This window comes from Pseudoalteromonas sp. PPB1 (assembly GCF_015356275.1).
In the GTDB taxonomy this organism is placed as follows: Bacteria; Pseudomonadota; Gammaproteobacteria; order Enterobacterales; family Alteromonadaceae; genus Pseudoalteromonas; species Pseudoalteromonas rubra_D.
This window is the reverse complement of sequence record NZ_JACEQV010000030.1, coordinates 11565-36503: the sequence shown is the minus strand read 5'-3', so window position 1 is coordinate 36503 and position 24939 is coordinate 11565. Positions and strand designations below refer to the sequence as shown.

13 protein-coding genes are annotated in these 24939 nt (G+C 48.7%); 4 read left to right on the top strand and 9 right to left on the bottom strand.

All coding sequences use genetic code 11. From position 1 onward, the window contains the following. Positions 1-87: 87 nt before the first annotated feature. Positions 88-840: a substrate-binding periplasmic protein gene (locus tag IY568_RS21460; protein ID WP_194868630.1), complete on the bottom strand. Its 753-nt coding sequence runs from the start codon at positions 838-840 to the stop codon at positions 88-90. A gap of 480 nt (positions 841-1320) precedes the next feature. Here IY568_RS21460 and IY568_RS21455 point away from each other — a divergent pair, with 480 nt between their 5' ends. Next, a complete protein-coding gene (locus tag IY568_RS21455) occupies positions 1321-1728 on the top strand; it encodes a hypothetical protein (RefSeq protein WP_194868629.1) in 408 nt (135 codons plus the stop codon). 214 nt (positions 1729-1942) lie between these two features. After that, positions 1943-4513, top strand: coding sequence for a reprolysin-like metallopeptidase (locus tag IY568_RS21450; protein WP_194868628.1), 2571 nt, complete (start codon positions 1943-1945; stop codon positions 4511-4513). A 63-nt stretch (positions 4514-4576) separates the two neighbouring features. On the opposite strand, the gene IY568_RS21445 is transcribed toward IY568_RS21450, so the two are convergent. From IY568_RS21445 to IY568_RS21435, 3 genes are all read right to left on the bottom strand, one after another. Beyond that, positions 4577-5599 (bottom strand): beta-1,6-galactofuranosyltransferase, encoded by a 1023-nt coding sequence (locus IY568_RS21445; RefSeq protein ID WP_194868627.1) that lies wholly within the window; start codon positions 5597-5599, stop codon positions 4577-4579. A gap of 4 nt (positions 5600-5603) precedes the next feature. Further along, entirely contained in the window at positions 5604-6722 is a 1119-nt protein-coding gene (glf, locus tag IY568_RS21440; protein ID WP_138538457.1) for a UDP-galactopyranose mutase, read from the bottom strand. A 276-nt stretch (positions 6723-6998) separates the two neighbouring features. Next, positions 6999-7424 (bottom strand): DUF2809 domain-containing protein, encoded by a 426-nt coding sequence (locus IY568_RS21435; RefSeq protein ID WP_194868626.1) that lies wholly within the window; start codon positions 7422-7424, stop codon positions 6999-7001. Positions 7425-7903: 479 nt separating this feature from the next. Between IY568_RS21435 and IY568_RS21430 the strand changes: the two genes are divergently transcribed. Next, positions 7904-9088 carry a cellulase family glycosylhydrolase gene (locus IY568_RS21430; protein ID WP_194868625.1) on the top strand — a complete coding sequence of 395 codons (1185 nt, stop codon included), beginning with the start codon at positions 7904-7906 and terminating at the stop codon, positions 9086-9088. A 3-nt stretch (positions 9089-9091) separates the two neighbouring features. Here IY568_RS21430 and IY568_RS21425 read toward each other — a convergent pair whose 3' ends face one another. The 5 genes from IY568_RS21425 to IY568_RS21405 all read right to left on the bottom strand — a co-directional run bounded on the left by IY568_RS21425 (position 9092) and on the right by IY568_RS21405 (position 20115). Beyond that, positions 9092-9463, bottom strand: a complete 372-nt coding sequence (locus tag IY568_RS21425; RefSeq protein WP_125562502.1) for a DUF4440 domain-containing protein — start codon at positions 9461-9463, stop codon at positions 9092-9094. A 106-nt stretch (positions 9464-9569) separates the two neighbouring features. Continuing rightward, the gene (locus IY568_RS21420; protein WP_194868624.1) at positions 9570-11858 is read right to left on the bottom strand and encodes a S9 family peptidase; all 2289 of its coding nucleotides are present in this window, start codon (positions 11856-11858) and stop codon (positions 9570-9572) included. Between the two features lie 68 nt (positions 11859-11926). Next, on the bottom strand, positions 11927-14731 hold the full coding sequence (locus tag IY568_RS21415) for a TonB-dependent receptor plug domain-containing protein (RefSeq protein ID WP_194868623.1): 2805 nt from the start codon (positions 14729-14731) through the stop codon (positions 11927-11929). A 291-nt stretch (positions 14732-15022) separates the two neighbouring features. Continuing rightward, positions 15023-18784 carry an ATP-binding protein gene (locus IY568_RS21410; protein ID WP_194868622.1) on the bottom strand — a complete coding sequence of 1254 codons (3762 nt, stop codon included), beginning with the start codon at positions 18782-18784 and terminating at the stop codon, positions 15023-15025. Positions 18785-18945: 161 nt separating this feature from the next. Further along, positions 18946-20115 carry a PQQ-binding-like beta-propeller repeat protein gene (locus IY568_RS21405; RefSeq protein ID WP_194868621.1) on the bottom strand — a complete coding sequence of 390 codons (1170 nt, stop codon included), beginning with the start codon at positions 20113-20115 and terminating at the stop codon, positions 18946-18948. Between the two features lie 375 nt (positions 20116-20490). On the opposite strand from IY568_RS21405, the gene IY568_RS21400 reads away from it, so the two are divergent. Continuing rightward, a complete protein-coding gene (locus tag IY568_RS21400) occupies positions 20491-24912 on the top strand; it encodes an AMP-binding protein (protein ID WP_194868620.1) in 4422 nt (1473 codons plus the stop codon). Positions 24913-24939 lie beyond the last annotated feature (27 nt).

Here is a 24939-nt window from a genome sequence, read left to right as displayed (position 1 = left end):
TGACATAAATTCACCATGAGCAAGACGAAACAGTCCCAGGAGTGTCATTTACATATGTACCCAAAGATAGAGGCCGATAAATATGAGTCAGAAAGGCAGCATGTTGATGCCGTATTTACGGTAAATTTGGCTGATTTCGCCTTGCTCCATCATGAACTTCAGTGCCTGATCAAGTTCTTGCTTTAGCTCAGCATGTTTTGGCTGAATGCGCATAGCAACCGGCAACTTGCTTATCTCGTAGACTTCCTTAAAGCCTCGGTAAGCCGGGATTGATGCAATATAGTAGGCCGCTGTTACATCGCCAATCATGATATAATCCAGCCGGGTATGAGCCAGCTGCACCAATAGCTCTCGCTCAGAAATATTGTCATATACCGCGATTTTCCCAGCCCCAAAATGACGCTCAAACGGCCCATACCGATAACCGCGTACGCGTCCCATCACTTTGCCGTAAAAAGACTCGGGTTGCTTATAAGCGCGTGCTTCTGCACGACCCAGCACCACCTCTCGAGAAAACGCATAGTCAATACTATAAATACCCGGTACTCGGGAGCTTTTTCGCCAACTGGGGTTTACCCCCGGCTCAATATCAATTTCACCCGACTCAAACGATTTATGCCCGCGCGCAACAGACAGTGGCACAAACTCAAACTCGTGCCCAGTCAGTTCACCAAGGCGGGTAAACATGTCCTTAAATATACCGGCCTGCTCTCTGCCATCCAGATAGTTATAAGGAGGATTCGCGCCGTGGTACACCAGAACAGAATACCGCGCAGCCTGTGCACCTGCGCTCAGTACAATACATAAAATCAGCACAACACAGTGGTTGACTCTAGGCATCACAACCAGCCGGATTCAGTACCTGATTATTTTGATTGACATCTTTATTCATCATTTACGCTTTCGCTCAAAACAGATCTTAAGCTTAGTTAAGCAACACGCTTAGGCAAAGGAATATAAACAAATTGTTATCCAAACATCGGATATTTAAGTTATCTGAATAAGAAAAAAGAACTAGCAATATGAAAATATTCATACATGTAAAACAAAACAATAGTGAGCACACACTTACTTTCAGGAAAAATCAATAATCGAGGTTAATTTGAATGGAATTTGCACAAAAATAAAAATATATAAATAAAACTTTCTTTATTCCGTCTATTTATCGAAACATAAGTTTCATGATAATGTACCACCATGAGTTCAAAGGCGCGGTGATAAGCACCGCGTCATTGTCATCTGCTGTGATCTAAGGCAAAAGGTTACCCTAAATTTATTACGTCTGATCTCAGCGCTTTATAGCAAAAAGGAAGTTTATTTATGAAAAATGCGTTACTTGTTTCTTTACTCTCTCTGGCCAGCACAACTGCATTTGCAAATGCCACCTCCTCTGTTGTCCAAACTGAACAGGCACCGACCCGGGCTGGATACAGCAGCGTTGATGAAGTTATTGAATATGGCCGTCAGTATCAGGAGATCAAAGGTCAGCTTCTGGATGCAGGATACGAACTTCAGTCATGCAACCAGCATGTACTGAACTACTTTGTACAGCCTGCGTCCTCTGTGTATCTGTACGCACAAGCTGAATGCACCTTCTCACGTTCAGTAGGCGGTGATTACTCACTGGAAACCGACTATGCCATGGTTAAAATCGACGTAGAATATCATCAGTTCAACCAGCTCTTTCACGAAGGAACAGTCAACGTCAATTATGTCACTGTGTACTAAGGCATAAAGGCCAAACAGCGTTACGCTTTCACTCAGTAATCCAGCAAGGAAAGCGGGATTCTGATTCAGACTTCAGGCCGCAGACGTGCGGCCTTTTTCGTTTACGTACCAAGCACTATGTATCAGCCCGGATACAAAAGGCAGACAATCAGATACCCAGCCACCAGCAACAAAACGCTACAGTCCTATTGGAATTCATCAATGGGATACGATTATGAAAAAACACCTAATTGCACTGGCCCTGTCACACGTCGCCTGTACCTATGCAATCGCGGATTCTCCGCTTTGGCAAAGCGTTGACCAACACCATGCCAAACCACACAATCATCAAAGCCAATACCTGTTGGATCAAAGTGCGCTGCACGCGCAGCTCAGTTCATTGAGTGGCACACAAACAACCTCTCTGATGCTCCCTCTGCCAGATGGCAAGCTGGTTGAATTTGTGCTCAAGCCAAACCAAATCATGGCGCCAGAACTGGCAAGCAGGTTCCCACAGATCAAAACATTCAGCGGTCATCAAAAGGACAACCCGATGCACTACGGACGATTTGATCTGGGGCCAAACGGCTTCTTTGGTGTCTTCAACTATCAGGGGCAACGTGTCTACCTGGACCCTCAACCACGTGCAGGACAGCACCACTACCGCAGCTACACTGGCAGCAGTCAGCCCACAGGCAAAAAGACACTGAAACAACACGCTCCACGTAAACAACATAGACATACTCAGATGCATGACCGTCTGGCACAGCTCGCACAGAACAATGATGCCGACACGCTGCCAAACTCTCAGATCACCTATCGCATTGCTATCGCTACCACAGGTGAATACGCCCGTTTTCATGGCGGTAGCAAAGAAACAACACTGGCGGCCATCGTCACAATGGTCAATCGGATCAACGACGTTTACGAGCGCGATCTGGCGATTAAATTTGAACTGGTTGGCGACAATGACAAATTGCTTTTTATCGACCCGAATACAGATCCTTTCAACAATACAGACGAAGACATAGATAAAATAAGTGAGCAAATCAATACCCTGATTGGTTCCGATAGCTATGACATTGGTCACCTGGTTGGTACAGGGGGTGGCGGTCTTGCCGGATTCGAAGTTGTTTGCACCGAACTCAAAGCGGAAGGGATCACCGGCAGCGAGGAGCCCACCAATGACGCCTTTCATATCGACTATGTTGCGCACGAAATAGGCCACCAACTGGGCGCCGATCACACCTTTAATGGCGAGGCGGGTGCTTGTGGTGGCAACCGCGCTCCAGGCAGTGCCTATGAACCGGCCAGTGGGTCAACCATCATGGGTTACACTGGCATTTGCGATGAGCAGGATCTGCAAGCCAATTCCGACCCTTATTTCCATATCCATTCTCTGGACCAAATGAATCGCTATGCCCGGCTATCATCGGGTAAAAGCTGTGGGGTTCATAGTGAGCGCGACAATGCCAAACCACAAGTGAACGCCGGCGCAGATCGCACTATTCCAGCACGTACTCCCTTTACTTTAAGCGGCACAGCAACAGACAAAGAGCAGGACACTCTCAGCTACAGTTGGCAACAATTTGACCTAGGTGAGGCTTCTGCTGACAAAGCCCAGGACAGCATTGATGATGGTAATAGGCCGCTGTTCAGGACCTTTAACCCAAACAGCACGCCACAACGCACATTGCCAAAAATGGCAGATATATTGTCAGGTCAACCAAGTTTTGGCGAAGCCTATGCCACCACGACCAGAGCGCTTAACTTTCGGCTGGTTGTCAGAGATGGCCATGGCGGCGTAAGTGATGATGCCGTCAAAATCGCCGTAGTTGGCAATGAAAAAGGCTTTGCCGTGACCTTACCAGACGGGTCAAGCCAATGGCGAGGCAACACACAGTTGGTGAAATGGCACACTGCCGACACAGAAAATGCCCCGGTTGCCTGCAAAAACGTGGATATTTTACTTTCCGCAGATGGCGGCCAGACATTTGCCACCGAGCTGGCTAAGCAAGTACCTAACTCTGGTCAGTATGAGGTAAAGCTCGGCAATATTCGCACCGAGCAAGCCCGCATTCAGGTCAAATGTCATGACAACATCTTCTTCGCAATCAACCAGGGTGACTTCAGTATCAATACTGAGTCCGCCGGTGACACAACGCCTGAGATCACAGGGCAAAGGCCGCTTAGTCTTGACGAAGATGGCAGCTTGCAGATAAAACCGGATGATCTGATCCTGGCGCAAACAATGACCATAGACGCAATCACTCTGGCTGATGGTGAAAACTATCAGGTCACCGGTACCACACTCACCCCCACAGCCCACTTCCATGGCGAACTCAGTGTACCGGTAACGGTTACCAGCGGCACACTCACCAGCGCGCCTTACACACTCACCGTCACAGTAATACCTGTCAATGATGCACCTGAGGCTAATAACGATACATACAGCGTTGACTTTGCATCGAAAAATAATGCGTTCACTGTACTCGACAACGACCGGGATGTGGATGGTGATACGCTGAAGATAAGCAGCGTGGATTATCGTGGTGCAGGCCAGGTGACCATAAGCAATAATCAGTTAGTGTATACACCACAAGATGATTTTTCCGGCACTGAAGTCTTTCGCTATGATATCGCAGATGGACAAGGGGGCAGCGACTATGCAAGCGTAACAGTGACCGTTAAAGCGGATCCCAATCCGGATAATGGAGACGATGATAAAGACGATGGCAGCTCAGGCTCATTCAGCCCTTGGGCACTGCTGAGTGGATTGTTGCTGCTGCGCAGACGACGCCGCTAAGCAATCAGGCCAGGTGGCACAGTAAGCCTGCCACCTGGCCATGGTTATGAGCCGGAACGTCCGTTAAACCAGCCTGTCCAAAGCACGAGTCAGATACTGACCCGACTGCACATCCGCTTTAACTCTTTGAACATTCTCCTTCATCTGATCGATTTGCTCTGGTGTCAGCTCCGCAAGGCGGGTTTTAATGTCACGCAACGAACTGACTTTAAAACCTATCCCCTGCTCCTCAACAAAATCGGCCATTGCTGCTTTGTCCCAGATGATGATCGGCATATCACACAACAAATACAGAGACAATTTATGCGGATTGTTGTACTTAAGGTACTGACCCGTCACACCATCACAGGTATCCAGTGTATTGCCATACCAAACCAGGCCAAAGTCCCCATCAATATGATCAATCACTTTGTCTGATGGAAAACAGCCTTTGTAGTCCAGTATCGTATTGTTGATGTTTTTGACTTTCTTCTCATCATAACCAACACCATACAGATCAAACTTGAAGTTACCGCGCTCCAGCGCATCCAGCTCATACACAAATGGACCCATGTTACCAGCAAACACGATCCGAATTTGCTCATAGTCCGTTGGCGTACGGTGAGCATTCGGGTTATCGGTATGCAGATAGTCAAACGCTTCGATGTTGGCAATATCAGCCTGTATGTTCTGCTCTTCAAACCAGGCCCGCATTTTGTCGTTATGCACGATCAGCTGGTCTGATTTATTCAGCATGTTAATTTCTTTTTCTGAGTGGCCGTACTTACCTTTGAGGCTACGCACGTCGTGCACCAGGGTCAGCACTTTACTGTTTTTCAGTTTTGCGCCCCACAAGCAGTAACCATAAAATTTGTTAAACGGATACTGCAGGCACACCGTGCTGCCGGACTTCAGTCTCAACAGCGCCCAACTCACGCCCAGTGCACTGATCAGCGTACCCAGTATTGAATTTGCAATCCAGGTCTGTTTAAAGCCGATATTTTGCCAACCGTTGTTCTGTAGAATGGTCTCACAGTCCATCTTTGCCTTACCGGCCGCATCGAACTTAGAACGGTAGTTTCTTGCGATATAAACTTTACGACTCATGATGTTATGCCAATTCCTTGCCGGTTAATGCCAGTGCTGCTTCTATGGTGTCGTCCATATCATAGTATTTGTAGTCGGCAAGACGACCACCAAAAATAAACTTATCAGCGTAAGGGGCTGTTTTTGCCAACTCCTGATAGCGTGCTAACAGCGCATTATTGGTTTCGTCGTTAATGGGGTAATAAGGTTCGTTGTCTTTACTGAACTCATGCGGATATTCTTTAGTAACAACGGTTTTTTCCTGTGTACCAAATTCAAAATGCTTATGCTCCAGAATACGCGTATAAGGCACATCGCGCTCTGTGTAGTTCACCACAGCATTGCCCTGATAGTTTTCCTCATCCAGCACTTGCGTTTCAAAATGCAGGCTGCGATATTCTAACTTGCCAAACTGACAGCCAAAGAACTCATCAATTTTACCTGTATACAGCACTTTATCTGCCAGCTTGTTGAGGTTTTCAGCATCTTCAAAGTAGTTCACGCCGGTTCTGACTTCCACACCTTCAAACAAAGCATCAGTCAGGGCATTGTAACCGCCGATGGGGATCCCCTGATAACGGTCATTAAAGTAGTTGTTGTCGAAAGTGAACCTGAACGGCAGACGTTTGATGATAAATGCCGGGATCTCAGTGGCCGGTCGACCCCATTGCTTTTCGGTATACCCTTTAATGAGCTTTTCGTACAGATCGCGTCCACCCAGATATAATGCCTGCTCTTCCAGATTTTGTGGAGTCAGATCAGCATAAGGCGCACGCGCTTCAGCAATTTTCTCTTTTGCCTGTTGTGGTGTAGTAACGCCCCACAACTGATAAAAAGTATTCATATTAAAAGGCAGGTTATAAAGCTTGTCTTCGTGTCTGGCAACGGGCGAGTTGACATAATGATTGAATGTCACATAACGATTTACGTAATCCCACACCTGCTGATTGCTGGTATGAAAAATATGCGCACCGTACTTGTGCACGTTAATCCCTTCAACCTGTTCACAGTAGATATTACCACCGGTATGGTCGCGCTTATCTATCACCAGGACTTTCTTGCCCTGATCAGTTGCTTCTCTAGCGAATACAGCACCAAACAGGCCTGCACCGACAATCAAGTAATCGTATTGAGCTTCATTCATTAAAATTTGCCTTTGTGAATCGTTCATGGCTCTATCGTAAGCGCAAAACTATATCAGAAAAAGTGAAGAAATGATTATTCATCATGGTGTAAAGTAACAAATTAGTGCCCAATACATATGCAACTTAACCTTTTTGACACATCCCAGATGCAAGCGAAAAAGACAAGTAATTTTTTGTTATCCAGTAGCAGAGTAGATAAACAGTATTTCCCCATAAATCGGCTTGTTAAACAAACGTTCCACACGTTCATTTTGATAAGGAAAAAATAGACCTGCTTAATGCATACTTCGTATGCCTGACTTTTGACGATCAAGGATGCATTTATCCATACCGGCTGCCATCAGGATCCCCAGCGCATAACACGCCAGATCACTGACTTTAAAGCCAAAGCCCAGCACCAGTGCGCCGACGCGTGTACGACGGATATCGTTAAGCCACTGCGCCTGATATAGCTGAGAAAATTCAATCGAAAAGGCAAACCCAACAGCCAGCAAAGCAACCACAGTGGTGCGTACAGCTGGCCTCACGCAGCAACATAGCCAGAAAACCATCATTGCCCACAAGGTATCACCGGCATACAGGGAGAGCAGCCTGGGCAACTCAATGAGCGAGGACCTGCTGAGCAGGCCGAGCAATATCGTGACTAAGGCTAAGCCTGGATACAAAATAAGACTACGTCTGATAACAACCATAGATGCCATGCCTCTTCCAACAATATACGCTAGTGCGCTTCATGCGCTGTTAACTCGCTAAAGTCGCTCATAGTCCAAAACGACCACCGAGTTCAATATGGGTATAACTTATCGCTAGTTCTTCGAGTAACCCGAGCAGTTTCTGGACGTTAAATGACGTCATTCGGCCATCCAGTGCCATGGCAATTCCCTGTTTTTATTATTAAGAATGATGGATAAGAAACGCATTAGTTCCCACCATAGAACCATGTAGTAATATCAGAAAACGATTGAACTGACAAAGCCCCAAAATTACCGCCCGTACATGCCTGCGAAATAGCTGATGACACAATTCCATCCAATTACAATACTTAACGATCAAAACTAGACTAAAGTCTAAGCTGCTCCTCCCTTTTTTCCATTATGTTGGATAGGGTCTGTTGGCAATTTTACTGGTTATTTCTCAAAAAGAACGTCAACAGAACCAACACATGTAAAGGAGCAATATTATGAATCTTAAGCACTTAGTCGCCATTTCACTCACAACCGGACTGGCAGTCAGTCAGGCTCATGCAGCAAGCTGTCAGGGGGTCAATACTTACCCCGACTGGACACAAACAGACTGGCAGGGCAATCCCAGCCACGCCAACACCAATGACAAAATGCAGCATCAGGGCAAACTTTATCGCGCAAACTGGTGGACCCGCTCAGAGCCGGGTAGCAGCTCAGCCTGGCAATATCTTGGTCGCTGCGATACCGGCAATCAAATCACACCGGTTGAACGTTATGGCAAACTCAGCGTCTGCGGCACCGGGCTGTGCAGTGAGCAACAACAACAAATCCAGCTGCGTGGCATGAGCAGTCATGGCCTGCAATGGTATGGACTGAACAAATGTCTAACTGGTGCATCACTGGATGTACTGGCTAAGGACTGGCAAGCCGATATTGTTCGCCTCAGCCTGTACGTGCAGGAAGGCGGTTATGAAACCGATCCGGCCGGGTTTACCCAACAGATGAACACCCTGATCGACATGGCCAGTCAGCGTGGATTATATGTTCTGGTGGACTGGCATCAGCTAAATCCGGGCGACCCAAACTATAACCTGGACCTGGCTAAGCAGTTCTTTACTGACATAGTCACTGCCAACAAAAACCGCAACAACGTGATTTACGACATCGCCAATGAGCCCAACAATGTCAGCTGGCCTGAAGTGCGCCACTACAGTGAGCAAATCATCCCGGTTATCCGGGCTATTCAGCCTGACGCATTGATCCTGATCGGCACCCATGGCTGGTCTACGTTTGGTGCCTCGACTGGTGGCAGTGTGCAGGAGGTACTGAACGATCCGGTACCGTTCGACAACATCATGTATACCTTCCACTTTTACGCGGCATCACACAAAGACTACCATCGCTCTGTACTCGATCAGGCCTCTGATGTACTGCCCGTGTTTGTCAGTGAGTGGGGCACGCAAAACTACGATGGCGATGGCCCGAATGATCCAATCAGCTCACAGAAATATATCGACCTGATGAAACGCAAAAAGATCAGCTGGACCAACTGGAACTATTCCGACGACTTCCGCAGCGGAGCAGTCTGGCAACGCGGTACCTGTAACACTCAGAACTTTATCGACAGCCAGCTCAAAGAGGCCGGCACCTGGGTCAAAGGCTGGATCAGCGAAGGCAGATAATCATTAGACCAACGCAAAGGGCGCGCAGGCCGTGCCCTGATGATATTTAAGCTGCCAGCGCCCCTGCGCCAATATCCAAATGGAGCACCGTTGTGCAAATTCACTGGCTTCTCCATGTTGACCAACCAATGCGGATTGATAGCGCAACAGGTATACACCCGGTGCCAGCTTGTCACAGCAGTAATTCTGCGCATGCACACGCAACTGGGTAGGCGATTCCTCGTCCATCATGGCAACAATGGAATCAAAGGTGTAGCTGGTGCCCGACATGCCGACTTCCGAAAAATCGGCATGTAACAGACGCTCAACAGCCTCTCGGTCTTGCCGAATCTCATACTGATGTAGCTCAGTTTCTTGTGCTATCAAAATATCCATTTTTGCGCTCTTGAGTAATGTGCTGACCATACAGCAACCTGGTCCCACTAAAGTAACGCTGTAAGTGTTATTAAGTCAAAACCCAAGTTGCACAGCGCTCGGGCTCTCATCGGTGTTTGATAGGCTTGCCCCCTTTGAGGTGGCGTAAGAAATAATCCCAACGCAGACGCACAAAATGCGGATGCTCATCGAGTACATGACCCATATTGGGGTAAATCATCAGGTCAAACTGCTTATCCGCTTTGATCAGTGCAGAGACCAGCTGCATGGTCGCAGCAGGATGTACATTGGTGTCCAACTCGCCGTGAGCCAATAACAGCTTCCCTTGCAGGTGCTTTGCCCAGGTCAGGTTAGACTGCTCATCCCACTCCGGTGTCACTGGATAACCCATCCAGATTTCGTTCCAGCCCGCTTTATCAACCCGGAAATCATGATTCCCCGACGCCGCGACACCGACCTTGAAGAAATCCGGATATTTAAACAAGGCATGCGCAGTATCATAACCACCTGCACTGAAACCAAAAATCCCAACCCGGTCACTGTCTATAAAAGCATGCCGTTGTGCCAACTGACGAATGGCCGCGACATGATCGTCCGCGCCCCCTCCGAGGTTCTTAAACGAATATTCATGAAATGCCCGACCGCGTTTATTAGTGCCCCGTCCATCCATTTTGATCACCACAAACCCCAGCTCAGCCAGTGCATTAGCCTGGCGTGAATAGGTATTAAAAGATTTAGGCGTAAAGAAGTTGTGCGGTCCGGTATAAATGTCGTCAATAACTGGATAACGCTTGTTAGGGTCAAAGTTAGATGGTAAGTACATCAGGCCATAAAGCGACGTTTTACCGTCCGCAGCCAACACCTCAAATGATTGTGGCGGACGCCAGCCTGTCGCCTGCAAAGCACTGATATCCGCCCGTTGAATTTCTCTTACTACTTTTCCCGTGCGGCTATCTCGCAGCACGGTCACAGGTGCTTGTGACGCCGTTGAATAGGTGTCAATCACATAGTTAAAATCGGGAGATAATCGCGTATCATGTTCAGCAGGCTCAGGCGTGAGCAGAGTCAGGTCGCTGCCATCCAGGTTAACCCGATACAAATGCCGAAAATACGGATCTCTGCCAGACTCTCGTCCGGATGCTTCAAAGTACAGCTGCTTACGCTCAGTATCCACGCCTCGGATCACCCGTATTGTCATCTCACCTTGCGTGATCGGATTCAATAATTCGCCGCTGCTGGCCTGGTACAAATACAGATGCTGATAACCACTGCGTTGCGAGCTCCAGATAAAAGCATCCAGCTCCGGCAATGCCCAATACGTTTGTACCCAGGGATCAATATATTTGTCATCACGCTCTTCAACCAAAGCCCGCACCTGAGCCGTGTGCGGATCCACTTCACGCATAAAGTACTGCTGATTACCCCGTCGACGATCATGATAGACATAACGACCATTGTCCTGCCACCAGCCCCACAATGCGCTGCCATAGTAAGTCTGCATCACAGGCGGAGCATCCAGCTTGATGGCCTTTTTCTTATCGGTGTCCACCAGCACCAGACTGGCTTGTGGTAAAGTCTCCTGCCCAGCTGAAGGATAGTAATAACGTACCGTTTTCGGTCTCAGGCTCGCTTCATGATCAGACTGAACCAGGGTGTATAAGTCAGTGCCACTGCGATCCAGCTGATAGGTGATTAGATAGCGGCTATCTTTGGACCACGTCAGTGAGGCGCCTTCACGCTGATAGTCTGTGCCCGTCTTAAAGCTGCGCGCCGGATTCGGGTGCGTTGCAGCATAAGGGCGCTTCTCAGTGCCATCCTGAGTGAGTTCAGTGCGTTCCCCCGAATGCTTATTGGCCAAAATCAGATTGTGATTTTCAACCACCACTTGCCACCGCCCATCAGGTGAGGCACCTTGTTCTGATTCTTCGGTCTGTACGCGCGTTCGATGATCACAGGTATATGCAGGCATAGTGCAGGACCATTGAGTCTGTTCAATATTGAACCCTAACCGGGACCCGCTCAGTGTAATTTGCTCAAATGGCAATCGCGCTGCTGACATCTCTGTCAGACCCTCTGCGCGCAACACATCCGCAATTTTCTGATGATCAAACGCCGCAGACTGTGTGTTCTTGTTCGGGTCAACCAGCACAAAGCGGTGACCATGGCCATGCTGCTGAACAAACCAAAACCGACTCCCCCCATCCAGCCAGTTTGCGGTCAATTTATCGTTTTTGACTAAAGGGGCGAGATTTTGCGGCAAGAATTGTTCAGCCCGAAGATAGAGCTTCTGACTATCGCTTTGTTGCTCTGCCTGCGATTCCCTGACGGGAAGGCTCTGACAGGCTGTCAGTATCAGGCTAGAGCTGAAGAATAGTGCCAGTGTGCGCTGCAACATAAAACGGTCTCCTAAACTAAAAAAGCCCATTGCGCGCAATGCGCAAGTGGGCTGGGGGAAATAAGCGCTCAGAAACGAACTTTGGCCTGTAAGAAATACTCCATACCGACCGGGTTGTACTTATTGATATCGGCGAATGGCCACCACTTTTCAGATTCATGCTGATGCGGCTTTTTGTCGAACAAATTGACCACACTCAGAGACAAACTAATGTCTTCAGTGACATCGTAGCCCGCTTTCAGGTTCACTGTAGTCCAGGCAGGATAGCGCTCTGGCTGCTCTGCGTCCTCAACAGGCGACGTACCCAAACGATTAATGAACAAAGAGGCTGAGACCGCTTCTTTATGCCAGCCCAGTGTCAGATTGGTTTTGGTCCGGAAGGTGTTATTCCATGGCAAATCTCGGATGTCCTCCACCTCATCTTCAGGCAGGAACCGGAACGGTGATTCAAAGATATGGCTGTAGTCGAGCTTAGCTTTGAAAGTACCAAATTCATGAGTGTCGATTTTATAGCTGGTGCTGAAATCAACACCGGTTTGCTGCCGGAAACCTATGTTATAAGGTATGGTCGACACGCTGGTGACCCCGTTCTTTGGACCGCCTCGCTGAACGCGCGACAGGGCATCCTGGCACTTCGGGGAGTTTTTATCTATGTTGCTATCAAACTGGCCAAAGCCCAGCAAACATTCCGCCTCATAACGGAACAAACCATCCATAGTCATCACGCCAATCTGGTTTTCCAGGTGAAGCTTGTAAAAATCCAGGGTCATTGACCAGTTATCGGTGATATCAGCCACCATGCCAATGCTGGCACTGTAACCCGTTTCTTCTTTAAGCGATAAGTCACCTTCTGTGTATCTGCGAACGCTACCTGAACCGTAATCTTCAGAGCAGAACTTCCACCCCTGTCCAGCAGTCAGCCCTTCTTTGGTTGCACACTCATAAAAATCAGTGCCCGATGCGAAGGACGAACTGCGCTCAGCATTCATCACGTGCATATCCGGCGCACGGAAGCTTGTTGCATAGTTTGTGCGTAACATCAACTCTTCCATAGGCCGCCAGGTCAGTCCAAACTGATAAGTGGCAGCACCATTTACATCGGATTTATCGTCATAATGGTCATAACGTGCAGCCAGTGTTGCATCCAGTTTACCAGCACCGCTGCTTTCATCCAGCAACGGGATAGCCAGCTCAAACCCAATTGCGTAATGGTCACGCTCCCCTTTACCCCGGATCCCACTCCAACCGTAAATATCCCCATCTACTGTTGGCTGATCGGTGATAAATTCATAGCTTTCCTGAATAATTTCAGCCACAGTTGCGAACTGCAAAGGCCCGCTATCCAGCTCCATCAGGGTACCCGACAACTCGAATGCCAGGTTATACATGGAAGAATCCCCCTTACCAACTGAGGTGTGCGTAACATCATTGAACATGTCTGGCGTCAGCTCACCGAGAATATCGAAATTTTTCGGGGTGTAGTCGCTGTTAAGCTGGCTTGCGTTAACCGTTACCCAGCGGCTGCCTTCCCAGGGTTGATCCCAGTCTTTGCCTTTTTCGCCGAAAATTTTCGCCAGCATCTTTTGATCATCAAAACGTACGACACTGTCTTCATAGTCATACTGACCGCCAGAAAAGCTCACGCTGTAATCATATTCACCCGCAATCACACCGCGGATCCCGGTGATGAAAGTCAGTGATGTTTCATCAAAGACCTGATTAGACGTGGGTACTTCATGACTTCTGAAAGTGCGATAAAAATGACGGCTGCCCAGCCAGGAATCCCCATCGGTTAACTCACCTCGCACGTCATAGTCAGCTTTGAAGCTATATCGATAGATCCCTGCCTCCCCCTCGGATTTCATGGCAATGATATCCGCATACAAGGCTGTGTCGGCATTCAAGTCATGGTCCAGGTGCAAAAACATAGAGCTGCGGTCCCTGTCATTCCTGACGGTGTAAGTGTTATAGGTATTATCACCACAATAATGGGGTGTATCCGTGTCGGAGTCATTTTGTTTGAACGGCGTGCGATTGGCGTTGTACACTGCTTCATATCCGACTGCAGCACACTTATCTTCAATGTCGATTAGCATGTAAGGATCCGGCTGATATCGCGCCCAGTAAGACATAACCTGAGTTAGGCCATGGCGAGTTTCATCCGGGCCATCAGTCGGCTCATCAAACCAGTCTCGGTCATCACCATGAATGGGTTTGCGTTGGTCAAGTTCCAGTCCCAGGGTAAAGTTGGTATCACCAAAAGACCCGCCAGTCGTAAAGCTCAACTTATTTGAAGCACCGCCTCCATCTTTGGTATCACCTCGACGATACGTTAAGGTGGATTCATCAACATCATCTTTTAAAATCACATTGACCACCCCGGTCACCGCATCCGAACCATAAATAGCAGAGGCGCCACCGCTGAGAATTTCAATCCGCTTGACCGCATCGCTGGGGATCGTAGCCAAATTTGTGACGTTGCCACTCACGGTGCCTGAGGGTTTAGGTAATACCGGAATACGGCGACCATTGATTAACACCAGGGAATATGAGGAGCCAAATCCCCGTAAATTGAGCGCCTGGGCATTGGCATTGAAGTTATTAGAGTTTGCTTCACCTATAAAAATACCACTGTTTGACGAAATTGCGCTCAGCGCATCAAAGACATTGGCATGACCCTGCATCTGAATGTCTTCGGCCGTAATGGTCACCAAAGGAGAGGCCCCTTCGAGATCTGCACGCTTTATCCGTGAGCCTGTTACTTCAACCACATCCATGTCCTGATTTTCAGATGCTTGCTGCTCGGCATAAACCGGAACAGCACAACTCATAGAAACGCACAGCGCCACCGCTGACTTACGAAAATTTAACATACCGAATTTCCTGTTGTTATTTATTGCTTTTTATTGAAGATCGGTACGACTATAGCTCAACGATAAATTGTATACAATATTTAATATCCCATTATGAAAAATGTCATTTTTATCCATTTCAGTGACCGAAGTGTCACCCAACCTCTTCGGCCAGGACAAATGGTCTGCATTCTTCCAGCCAGATAAAGGGGAAAATCAAGTTTGTTACACGAGGCAATGGCTTATCAAGCCTGCCATACACAAACGTCTGACTGGCATAAAATTGAGCAGGCAAGGAAACCGGACAATGTGTTAACCCGATGCCTGGCGCATCGGAATGGTGATCAAAAAAACCGTGCCCATGTTGTCTTCTGATTCCACCGTAAGCTCCCCCCCTAATGCGGATTTAGTCAGATTGTATACAACATTGAGTCCCAGGCCGGTGTTGCCGCTGCCACGTTTAGTGGTGTAAAAGGGTATGAAAATCTGTTTCTGTATGTTTTCGTCTATGCCCACGCCATTATCTTTAAACATAATGGTTGCCTGGTTTTTTTGTGCACTAACCTGGATATCAACACGCTTGTCTTGTGCTGCGGGCATGTCCGGCTGATACTCAAAGGCATGGGCAACCACATTGTTAATCAAACAACCGATTATCTGACTGATAACCCCAGGATCGGTCATCAGTTTTGGGTCATCTCCAAAGACCTCGATCGCAATGCTGTTTTGCGCCAGAGTAAACTCAAATGCCTGCATCAACTCTTGCAGGTAGGTTTTAAGCTGGATCTCTCTGGGTTCCGATACGCTTTGCTCCGCTGACAGCTTTTTGAAGTCCTGGACCAGCCGCGAGCAGCGCTCCAGTGAGCTTTGTGTCAGAGATTCCGTCTCAAGACTTAACTGGGCAAAGTCGCTGATATCACACTTTCTAATCTTATTTTCTGCCAGTTTCTGCAAAATACTATTAGCGCCTGCGCCCAACCCGGTTATCGCAGTTAATGCAATCCCCAGTGGCGTGTTAATCTCGTGCGCCACACCAGTAACCACATGGGTTAATGAAGCGAGCTTTTCAGACTCTATCAAGCGTTCCTGCGCATTAATCAAATCGGCATGTGCCTGCGCATTTTCGATTGCCACAGCAGCATAGCTCGCAATGGTCGCAAGCGTTTGCAGATCAACACTACGAAACGCTTTTTTACGATGGCTTTGCACGCTGATACAGCCAATCACGTCATCTTGCAGCCAAAGTGGAATATAGATAATGGATTCGGTCGGGCTGCCAAACACCGGGGGCTTGAGAGACTGACCCAGCAACGCTTGCAGCGCGTCCTGACTGGACACACATATCTCTTTTTTGTGTGTCACACACCAACAGGCCGGCCGCGACAAGTCGTCTAAAGGATAGGAAAAGCTTGCCTGACGCACACCATCTTCAAAACAACCTGCAACATGCAGTTCATCCTGCTCATGATCAACCACGGCAATTAAAAAGACATCACAATGCAGTAAACTGGTCACTTTTTCATGCATCATGTCCATCACTTCATCTAAGTCCAGCGATGTGGTGAGCTCTTTACCTATCTCCGCCAATTGCTCTAATCGCCGGGTTTTGTCTTTCACCAATCTGTTCAGCAGGTGTGTCTGCTGTTGCAAACGACGCACTCTGAATCTGACGATACCCCAGATACCTAACAGCAACAGTAAAACGCCTCCTAAGTAGAATGCGTGAGTCTGATACCATGCAGGCAACTGCCTGACTTGAAGAAGTGTTTTTTCCTCACCCCAATTTCCAACCGCATTGGTACTCTTAACCAATAACTGATACTCCCCCGGTGGTAAATTGGTATAGGTAACGCGGCGCTCTTTGGTATCCTGCCACTGCTCATCAAAACCACGGAGTTGATGCATATACTTCAACTCCTCGGTATTTTTATAATCTAATGCACTGAACTGAATCGTAAAATTTTTAGAGGCGGGTGGCAGATCCAACTGTGTGTCACTGATAATGCGTGCCTCACCATTCACCTCTGCACTCGTAATCGCAATGTTGGGGCGAAACATCCAGGGTTGCCACTGCTGTGTATCAAACATGATCACCCCGTCCGGGCAGCCTATCAGCAGCAGAGTTTGGTCGACCAGATGCCCACCTTCGCCGTAGCACAGCGCATAAATACCCAAAGCTGAATTGATATTGTCCCAGCGCGATAACTCAGGGTAATAAATACTGCTGTCGTTCCAGATGCGCTGACGCTGATCAACCCAAATATTGGCACCCGCTCGCACATCCGCACGTTCAGAAGGCAGCTGCTCGGCCTGAACAGGCCAGGTTTGAGTATCCAAATAGTAAAACCCCTGTAGTAGCTCATTGGTCACGATTAACTGGCCATTTGGATGAAATGCCACCCCGAAAGTCGCGGCTTTACTAATACCGCTGGCCGTCTGTGCTTCCTCATTAACCGCCAGCAAGGCCTGCGCTCCTTTACGCAGCACATACAAACCCGCTCGCGACGCAATCCACAAATTACCCTCGGAGTCTGTAAGTAACACATTTGAAAATGTTTTGTATGAGGCGGTCTCATTGCCAATTGTCTCAATTTTTTCTATTGAAAAATCGTCCAGGCTGACGCGAAACAGATGGTCTGAGGTACTCAAAAATGCCTCATCTGTCGAAAACGCCATGCGTCTGACGGCGCTGCCAGCAAACTGCCACGACATTTTGGTTGCTTTTTGTGTGGCCGGTTCAATCACAAACACCCCGACATTTGTGGCAGCCCACAACTGCCCGTCAGGCCCTGTGCGAATTGTAAATACAGTGGCCGCATCCAGCTCAGTGCCAGTTTTTAGCGGAGCAAAGTCTTTATCCAGCCAGGAATACAAGGTGATACCCGCGCCCACGGTCCCAAACGCCAGATAGGCCTTATTGAGTGCGGCAATGGCACGGATGTTGTTGGTATTAAACGTTTTACTGAGAGAGGACCCCGCAACCAACCGCCTAATCGCAGTATGTACAGGGTCAAGCGTAAACACACCATCTCCCCATGTCGAAATCCAGATCACACCAGCGGCATCACGAAACAACGACTTTGGGTTAGTAGAAGCCAGAGCATGCGTAAACCCAGCTTCTGTATGAATAATGCTTTTAACCTGCAATGATTGTGCGTCTATCACCAAAATACCCACACGCAGTGCAACAGCCCATATTTCCTGATCAGACACCTGCAACCAATCTTCAACATCCACAGGAGTTTCAGACACACTGTCTGAAATTTGAGTTAGTGTATCCTCCGCTGTATTGAGGCGGTACATCCCCGCTGATGCCGTGCCAACCCAGACCATCCCGTTACCTGAAGTGAGTGATCTGACGGGCAGATCAGCCAGGGCTGCAATTTGCCGTGCCTGATATACCTTTGCTCTGCCTGGGATGGCGAGTTCACACAAACCAAAATCGCCCCCAACCCAGAGCGTTTGTGCATTTTGCCAGTGCAACGTATGTATGTATTGAGTACTAAACTCAGCACCGCACTCACCTTGCAGGGTGACGGCTTGCACATTAAACCCTTGACTGTCTTCGAAGATCAGGTCCAGCCCGGATGTGCTGGACACCGCAACGGTGCCCTGATTATTTCCCTCAATAGCAACCACACCATTGCCAGTAAGGCCGTTTGGCGGCGCACTCGCTGCATTAATGCGAACAGCAGACTCGGTTAACGTATTGAAGATGCTGATCCCTTCTGAGGTGTGTGATAACCACAATCGGGACTGGCTGTCCATCCAGAAACCGTTAACCAGATTGCTGGCAATACTGGTCTGATCATCAACATCCAGATTGAAAGGTTTAAAGGTGTGTCCGTCGTACCGGTATATGCCCATATCTGTGGCGAACCAGATCAGGCCGCGTTCATCCTGCGCTATCTGGTAGACCCCCCACAGGGGCCACTTTTTGGTGTCTAACTTTTTAAAGTGACGTAGGCCTTTTTCAAATAAAGCGGTGTATTCATGTTCTGGCGAGGCACCTGCAAACCCGACGCCCCCTGTCAGAAATAACACCACCACACCAATGAAAAAAAGCCTTTTCATTAGCAGAACTCTTCAGTCGATAACCCACAAAGCGTAGTCTGCTATGGACCTCAGTGCAAAGTAACGCCCAACATGACTAAACCCGTCCCTTATATTGCGTGGATTAAAATCGGCCCTGAGATATATGCTCAGGGCTCTAAGTTGATTGCAGTTATGTTTAGTTACTCTTCAAAAACATGAATATAGCCATCCAAATCCGGCACGATCACTTTGCCATATCCGACCGCTGGCGCACCGTAAACACCACCATGAACAAAACCATTAATCTTCTCAGGCTGGTACTGCCATTGCTGCTCACCTGTGTGGCCATTGACCGCAAAAAAGCCTCTTTGGGTTGCAAACCAGCCTGGTTCATCATGACCTGTTGCGCCGATGTACACAGTGCCATTTTGGGCAACTGGTTGGCCCCAGCTCCATCCTCCAGTTTCGAATTGCCAGATCAGGTCACCGCTCTGGGCGTGATATTTATTGAGTAAATTGGAATCTGAACTGCCGATGTAAAAATGTTCACCATCCGCAGCCGCTGTTGCCGACGACTCCACCCAGGAGCCACCCGGATAAGCCTGCTTCCACAGTAATTCACCATTGAGTGGGTCAAGCCCATATAAATGGGTGTCACGGGAGCCAATCACCAGTACGTCATCGACAATGGCCGGGCTGGACGTCAACGCCCCCTGCGTATCATATTGCCAAACCCGTTCACCTGTATTCGCATCCAGCGCATAGACAGATCCATCCCAGCTGCTGATAAATACAAGCCCCTGATGCTGCACAGGTGTAGCGCGAATTTTACCTTCCGTTTTAAAACGCCACAGCACCTTACCGGACGATCTGGCGATGGCATAAAGGTGACCATCACCACTGCCAATAAAGACTTTGTTACCCTGAACCAAAGCACTGGATTTACTGTAGTCAAATTCCCACGGTGCATGGTTAGCAGGCAAAATGCGCTGTACGTCCGCATCATTCAGACTGGTGCGCCATAACAACTTACCCTGCCAACGATTGAGTGCATATAAATAGCCATCATCGCTACTAAAGAAGATCTGATGATGTTTTATCGTGGGCTTAGATCTCACCAAACCGTCGGTTTTATACGACCAGGCCAGCTTAGGCTGATTCACATTCAACGCATAAAGGTGGCCATCATCACTGCCAAAGTAAGCCGTATGATCGCGCAGTGTTATGCCTCCCCAGTTCTCTCCTTTAACCTGATAACTAAACAGATAATCGCCGCTAGCGGCAAAGGCTGTCTGCGCGATATCATGGCTGAGTCCGGTCGCCAACAAACTGACCAATCCAAGCTGTTTTAGTGTTTTAATTAAGTTCATGGTGTTCTCCTTGTGTGATTTGTCATCACAGTGGCGCAATCCGCGCTCAAAGATCCTGAAAACGCTCTGAAACCTTCTTAAAGATCCTTAACGCCTCGTCTCATGCCTTCACATCACTCCACGAAAAGCCAATAAGCAACTGATTTCAATGCTTTTAATTATTATTTAGGTATTAAACCAACACTTTTAGTGACAAAAATATGAAATAATTTATTCAGCTCCACATTCTTTGCGCATTTCCTTTCTAGCTTTAAAAGAGGCAAAGCGAACGAGCGCTTTGGCAACATTTTGGCACCGTTTCACGACACATTAGACCAGATAAGGCAGTTCTGGAGGCAGTTACTAAACGGGCAAGGCCACAGAAGGAATATTGAAATGAATGAGTTAACAACCAAACAACAGTCACTGAACGCCTTTAAATCTCGCGTTATATCACAGTTGGGCTGCCATAAACTGGTGCATGAGCAATTACAAATCGCCACCGACAGCGTACTGAATCCCGACACGCTGAAGTACCACATCGGAGGCTTGTTTCATCTGCAAGGTGATATCTGTGCCCGGGACATGATCAGGCAAGTGACCTTAGTATTTAACCACCTGTGCGGTGAAAGCGAGCTGGACATAGATATGACACCGGAACTTGCAGATCAGGCACAGGCCAGAGTATTCGCCGAGCAGTGTAAACAACGCCCTTTTGATTTAAGGCATGGCGCCCTGATCCGCATTGCCATGAGGCGTGCTGCACAAGGCGGATACTATCTGGTGCTGATTGCACACCATATCCTGCTCGATGGACTGAGCCTGTACCGACTCTTTTGTAAGGCGCTGACCATGTTGTCCATGTCAGTCGAGGAAATCACCAAAGAGCTGGCGCAAATGCGCTACGATAATGCCCACAAACACAATACCCGCCACCTGGCACACTGGCAGGCATATCTACAAAATTTACCTGACTTTATGTTTGACTATATCCCACCAGCACAGGCGGGCCAGCATACCCTGAGTACACACTTTTCGGTACCCAACACACAGATAGATGCCCTGATAGATCTCTGCCAGCAGCACAAAGTGGGCTTCCATGTTTACATTGCTCATCTGCTGGGGGAGTTTTATCAGCATCACTTTAAACAATCCGTGGTCGTTGGGTACGCTCTGAATCATCAGCGCCGAGACCAATACAGTTATGGCATGTCATCTAAAGTGTTGCCACAAATCGTGCCGCCAGCCGCAGACACCTTTGTTGAGTCTGTTCAAACGCTGCAAGCCGACTTCAACCAGTTATTCAGAAAAAGTCAGGTGCCCATTGGCGAAATTAATCAATGCGCAGCGGTGTCAGCCAGTGCCCGCACTCTTGTATATGACGTGATGATCAATTACCTCAACCCCGGTGCATTACTCAATATAGAAGACGTGCACCTGGCCAGTGAAATGTTGGTGCAATCCGACCATGCTCACCCCATATCAGTAAATCTGGTGTACAACGAGCACAGCACCATGGAAGTCATGCTGAGTGCCAACCCGGCGTACATTACGTCCGCACATTTACAACAGCTTAGCGAATTACTGGCGCATGCGCTGCATCAGGGGGCACAACAAACCTTGCAATTTAACAGAGCTACAAAGACCCCCTCTCAGCCGGAATGGCACATCATGCGGGGTAAAGCACAGCCATTGACCCCCTCAGAACTGCCCGCCCAGATGATTGATGCGGTGATCAGGCAAACACCTGAAACCATCGCCGTCCGTGATCACCAAGGTCGGGCGTTCAGTTATCAGTGGTTGCAGGAACGCCAGCAAAGTATTGCTCGCTGGCTACGCGCAAACACCTTACCACAGCATAATGTGGCGGTCCTGATGGAGCACACCGCTGAAATGGTCGCAACCATGCTGGCGTGCTTACACACAGGCCGGGTGATAGTCCCCTTGAATGCCGACGCCGAAGTCGGCTATGCCCAAGACATACTCACCCGAGCCGAAGCGGACTGTGTCATTGTCGACGACCCTCTCTGGGCCAGTGCACTCAGCCAGTTTGAGGTTGTCACCATAGAGTCTTTTGCTGATGTGTCACATCGCTCGTCTGACGACGCACATGGTCATACTGTGTGCCTGGATTCACTGGCTTATCTGGTGTTTAGCTCAGGGACTACGGGTGTCCCCAAAGGCATTATGCTGGCACAACGCACCCTGGCAAACTTGTGTTTGCACCACCGCCTGGACCCCAGTTTATCAGCCCCGGCACAGGTGCTGAACACCACAGCACTCGGATTTGATGTGGCTATCCAGACCATACTCACCACCTTGTGTTGTGGCGGCACGTTGCATCTCACCACATCCAACGTGCGAAAAGAAGCAGCCAATATTCTCGATAATATCGTCACCAACCGGATTTCAAGACTGATAGTGACACCCAGCCTGCTACACATTCTGGCAGCGCAAGCCAGCTTCAGCGAGCACGCTTTTAGCACTTTGCAACAAGTGATTGTTTCCGGAGAACAAATGGTGATGAGCGAGCAGGTGCGTATTTTTTTAAACCGCTCAGGCGCTACTTTGATCAACCAATACGGTCCTGCCGAAACACATGTGGTTACGCAACACAGCGTCTATGATTTGGCCTCACTGGCCAATGGCGATGCAGTGCCCATCGGTCGGCCCATATGCAATGTCAAACTGGCAATACGCCAAAATAATGCGCTGAGCGGTGATAATCAGGGAACCCTTTATATTGGCGGACCCAGCGTGGCACTCGAATATATTCAGGCACCACAACTCAGTGCTGAGCGTTTTGTACACTTACCAGCGCCCGCCGATCCAGGCCTGTTTTTCAACAGCCGGGACCGTATCGCCACGTTAGCCGATGGCCGGCTGCTGTTCAGCGGTCGGGAAGATGACTCGGTCAAAGTTCGCGGCCGCTTTGTTAACCTTAAAACAGTAGAAAAACTGCTCATGAGCATTGATGGTGTAGCAGATGCCTGTGCAACTACGTACCGCAGCCATGGTGTTATGCGCTTGCTGGCTTTTGTCACCTTATCTGGCCACCGTGCCGACCTGAGTGCATTAAATGTCAGGCAAACATTACTCGATGACGCCCCCAACTGGCTGGTTCCGGACACCCTGGTGCCACTCGACAGCTTTCCAAGAACCGCCAATGGTAAGGTCGATACCAGAGCGCTGTTGGCCGAATTTGAGCAAATGCAGCAGACCAGTCCCCCTGTTCAGGCTCAGCATTCCCATCAGAGGGATCAGGTTGAGCAACAGGTTTTAGAGGTGCTGGCGCAAAAATGCGGTGTTCACCCCCGCACTCTGGACGAGGATCTGCGTACTTGTGGCATGGATTCGCTGAGTATCATTATTTATCTGACCCATCTGTCTGAAACCTTTGGTCTGCAGCTGAATACCGATGATTTTATTGCAAACCCCAGCGTAACGACTATCGCTGCCTTTATTCAGGCCGGACAGGCATCGTCTTCAATGTCTGCCGCCACAGGTCAGAAAGTCAGAAAACTGGGCAAAACCAGTGCACCAGCAACCTCCACACAAAGTAATATTTTTCGACAGTGGCAACAGGGCAATCTGTACAATATGTTTCAGTGCTTTGCAGTAAAGGGCGCCGTTTGCCCGAGCCGCATGCGTCAGGCCTTTGCGCAACTGGTGTCAGGCACTGAGCTATTTAACAGCCGCTTTGAAATGCGCGATGATACGCTGTGGTGTTGCAGCAATGACGCCTACGTGAGCAATCCATTTGAGCACATCGATCTGAGCCATCTGGACCAACAAGCAGCACTTGATGAGCTTGAATTACGCTGTAGTGCACAAAAAAGTCATCGTTTTGCGCTCGAACAGGGTGAGCTTATCCATGTACAACTACTCACCTTAGGACACCAACAGCTGTATCTGCTGTTAAACATTCATCACATCATCACCGATGCTGTCTCCAACATTAATATCATAAGTGAGCTAAAGCGGTATTATGATCAGCATGCAGACAACACACCCGACGCACAATCGGTGGACTTTTTTGACTATGCCTGGGAGGAACAGCGTTTCTTCGCATCAACTGAGGGGAAGCAAATTGTCAGTGACTATCAGGCCGAGTTTAAGCGCCATTCACCTTATCCCAGGTTCAAACACCTGAACGGTGCGCTCTGGACTCCATCGCTATACCGTACCCAATCTTGCACGCTGACAGGATTCTTCGCGCAATCCGCCACACAAAACGGGGTCAGCCAGATCCAGTCACTGATAGGGGCATTGTGCCAGGTATTTTCAGTACACCTGATGACACCCGAGATCCTGATGGCGGTGACCTTCACCGGTCGTACTTCCCGGGAAACCCGTGACATGATAGGGCCGCTGTATAAAGTTGCTCCTTTGCTGGTTAAGCCCGATGAAACGCTTGATTTCAGCGCCTCAGTCGCATCAGGTGTGGCCAAAATCTACAATGAATGTGTGCCCGAGTTCACCCAGGTTATTGCCCAGCCTACGCTGAACGAGTATCTGCCCTACTTTAAGCTCAATTACATCACCAACAGCAATCAACTGCTGGCACTCGACTTTGATGGCTTTACGCTGCAACCCGAAGACCATGGCGATCAGGAAGATGTGATCAAAAACATGGGAGTCTCACGCCGGGTACCACTCAATATCGTGGCGGTGCAATCCGGTGAGAATCTGGTGATGCACTGGCATTATGTCGAAGGCGCTTTGTCGGACAGTATGATAACCAATATGCTCGACGGGTTTTCAAGGATATTACGTGAATCTGAGGAGTGTCCCCCACTACAACGCTGCGCAGAGTAATCGCAAGGAACATTAACTCATTTCCTC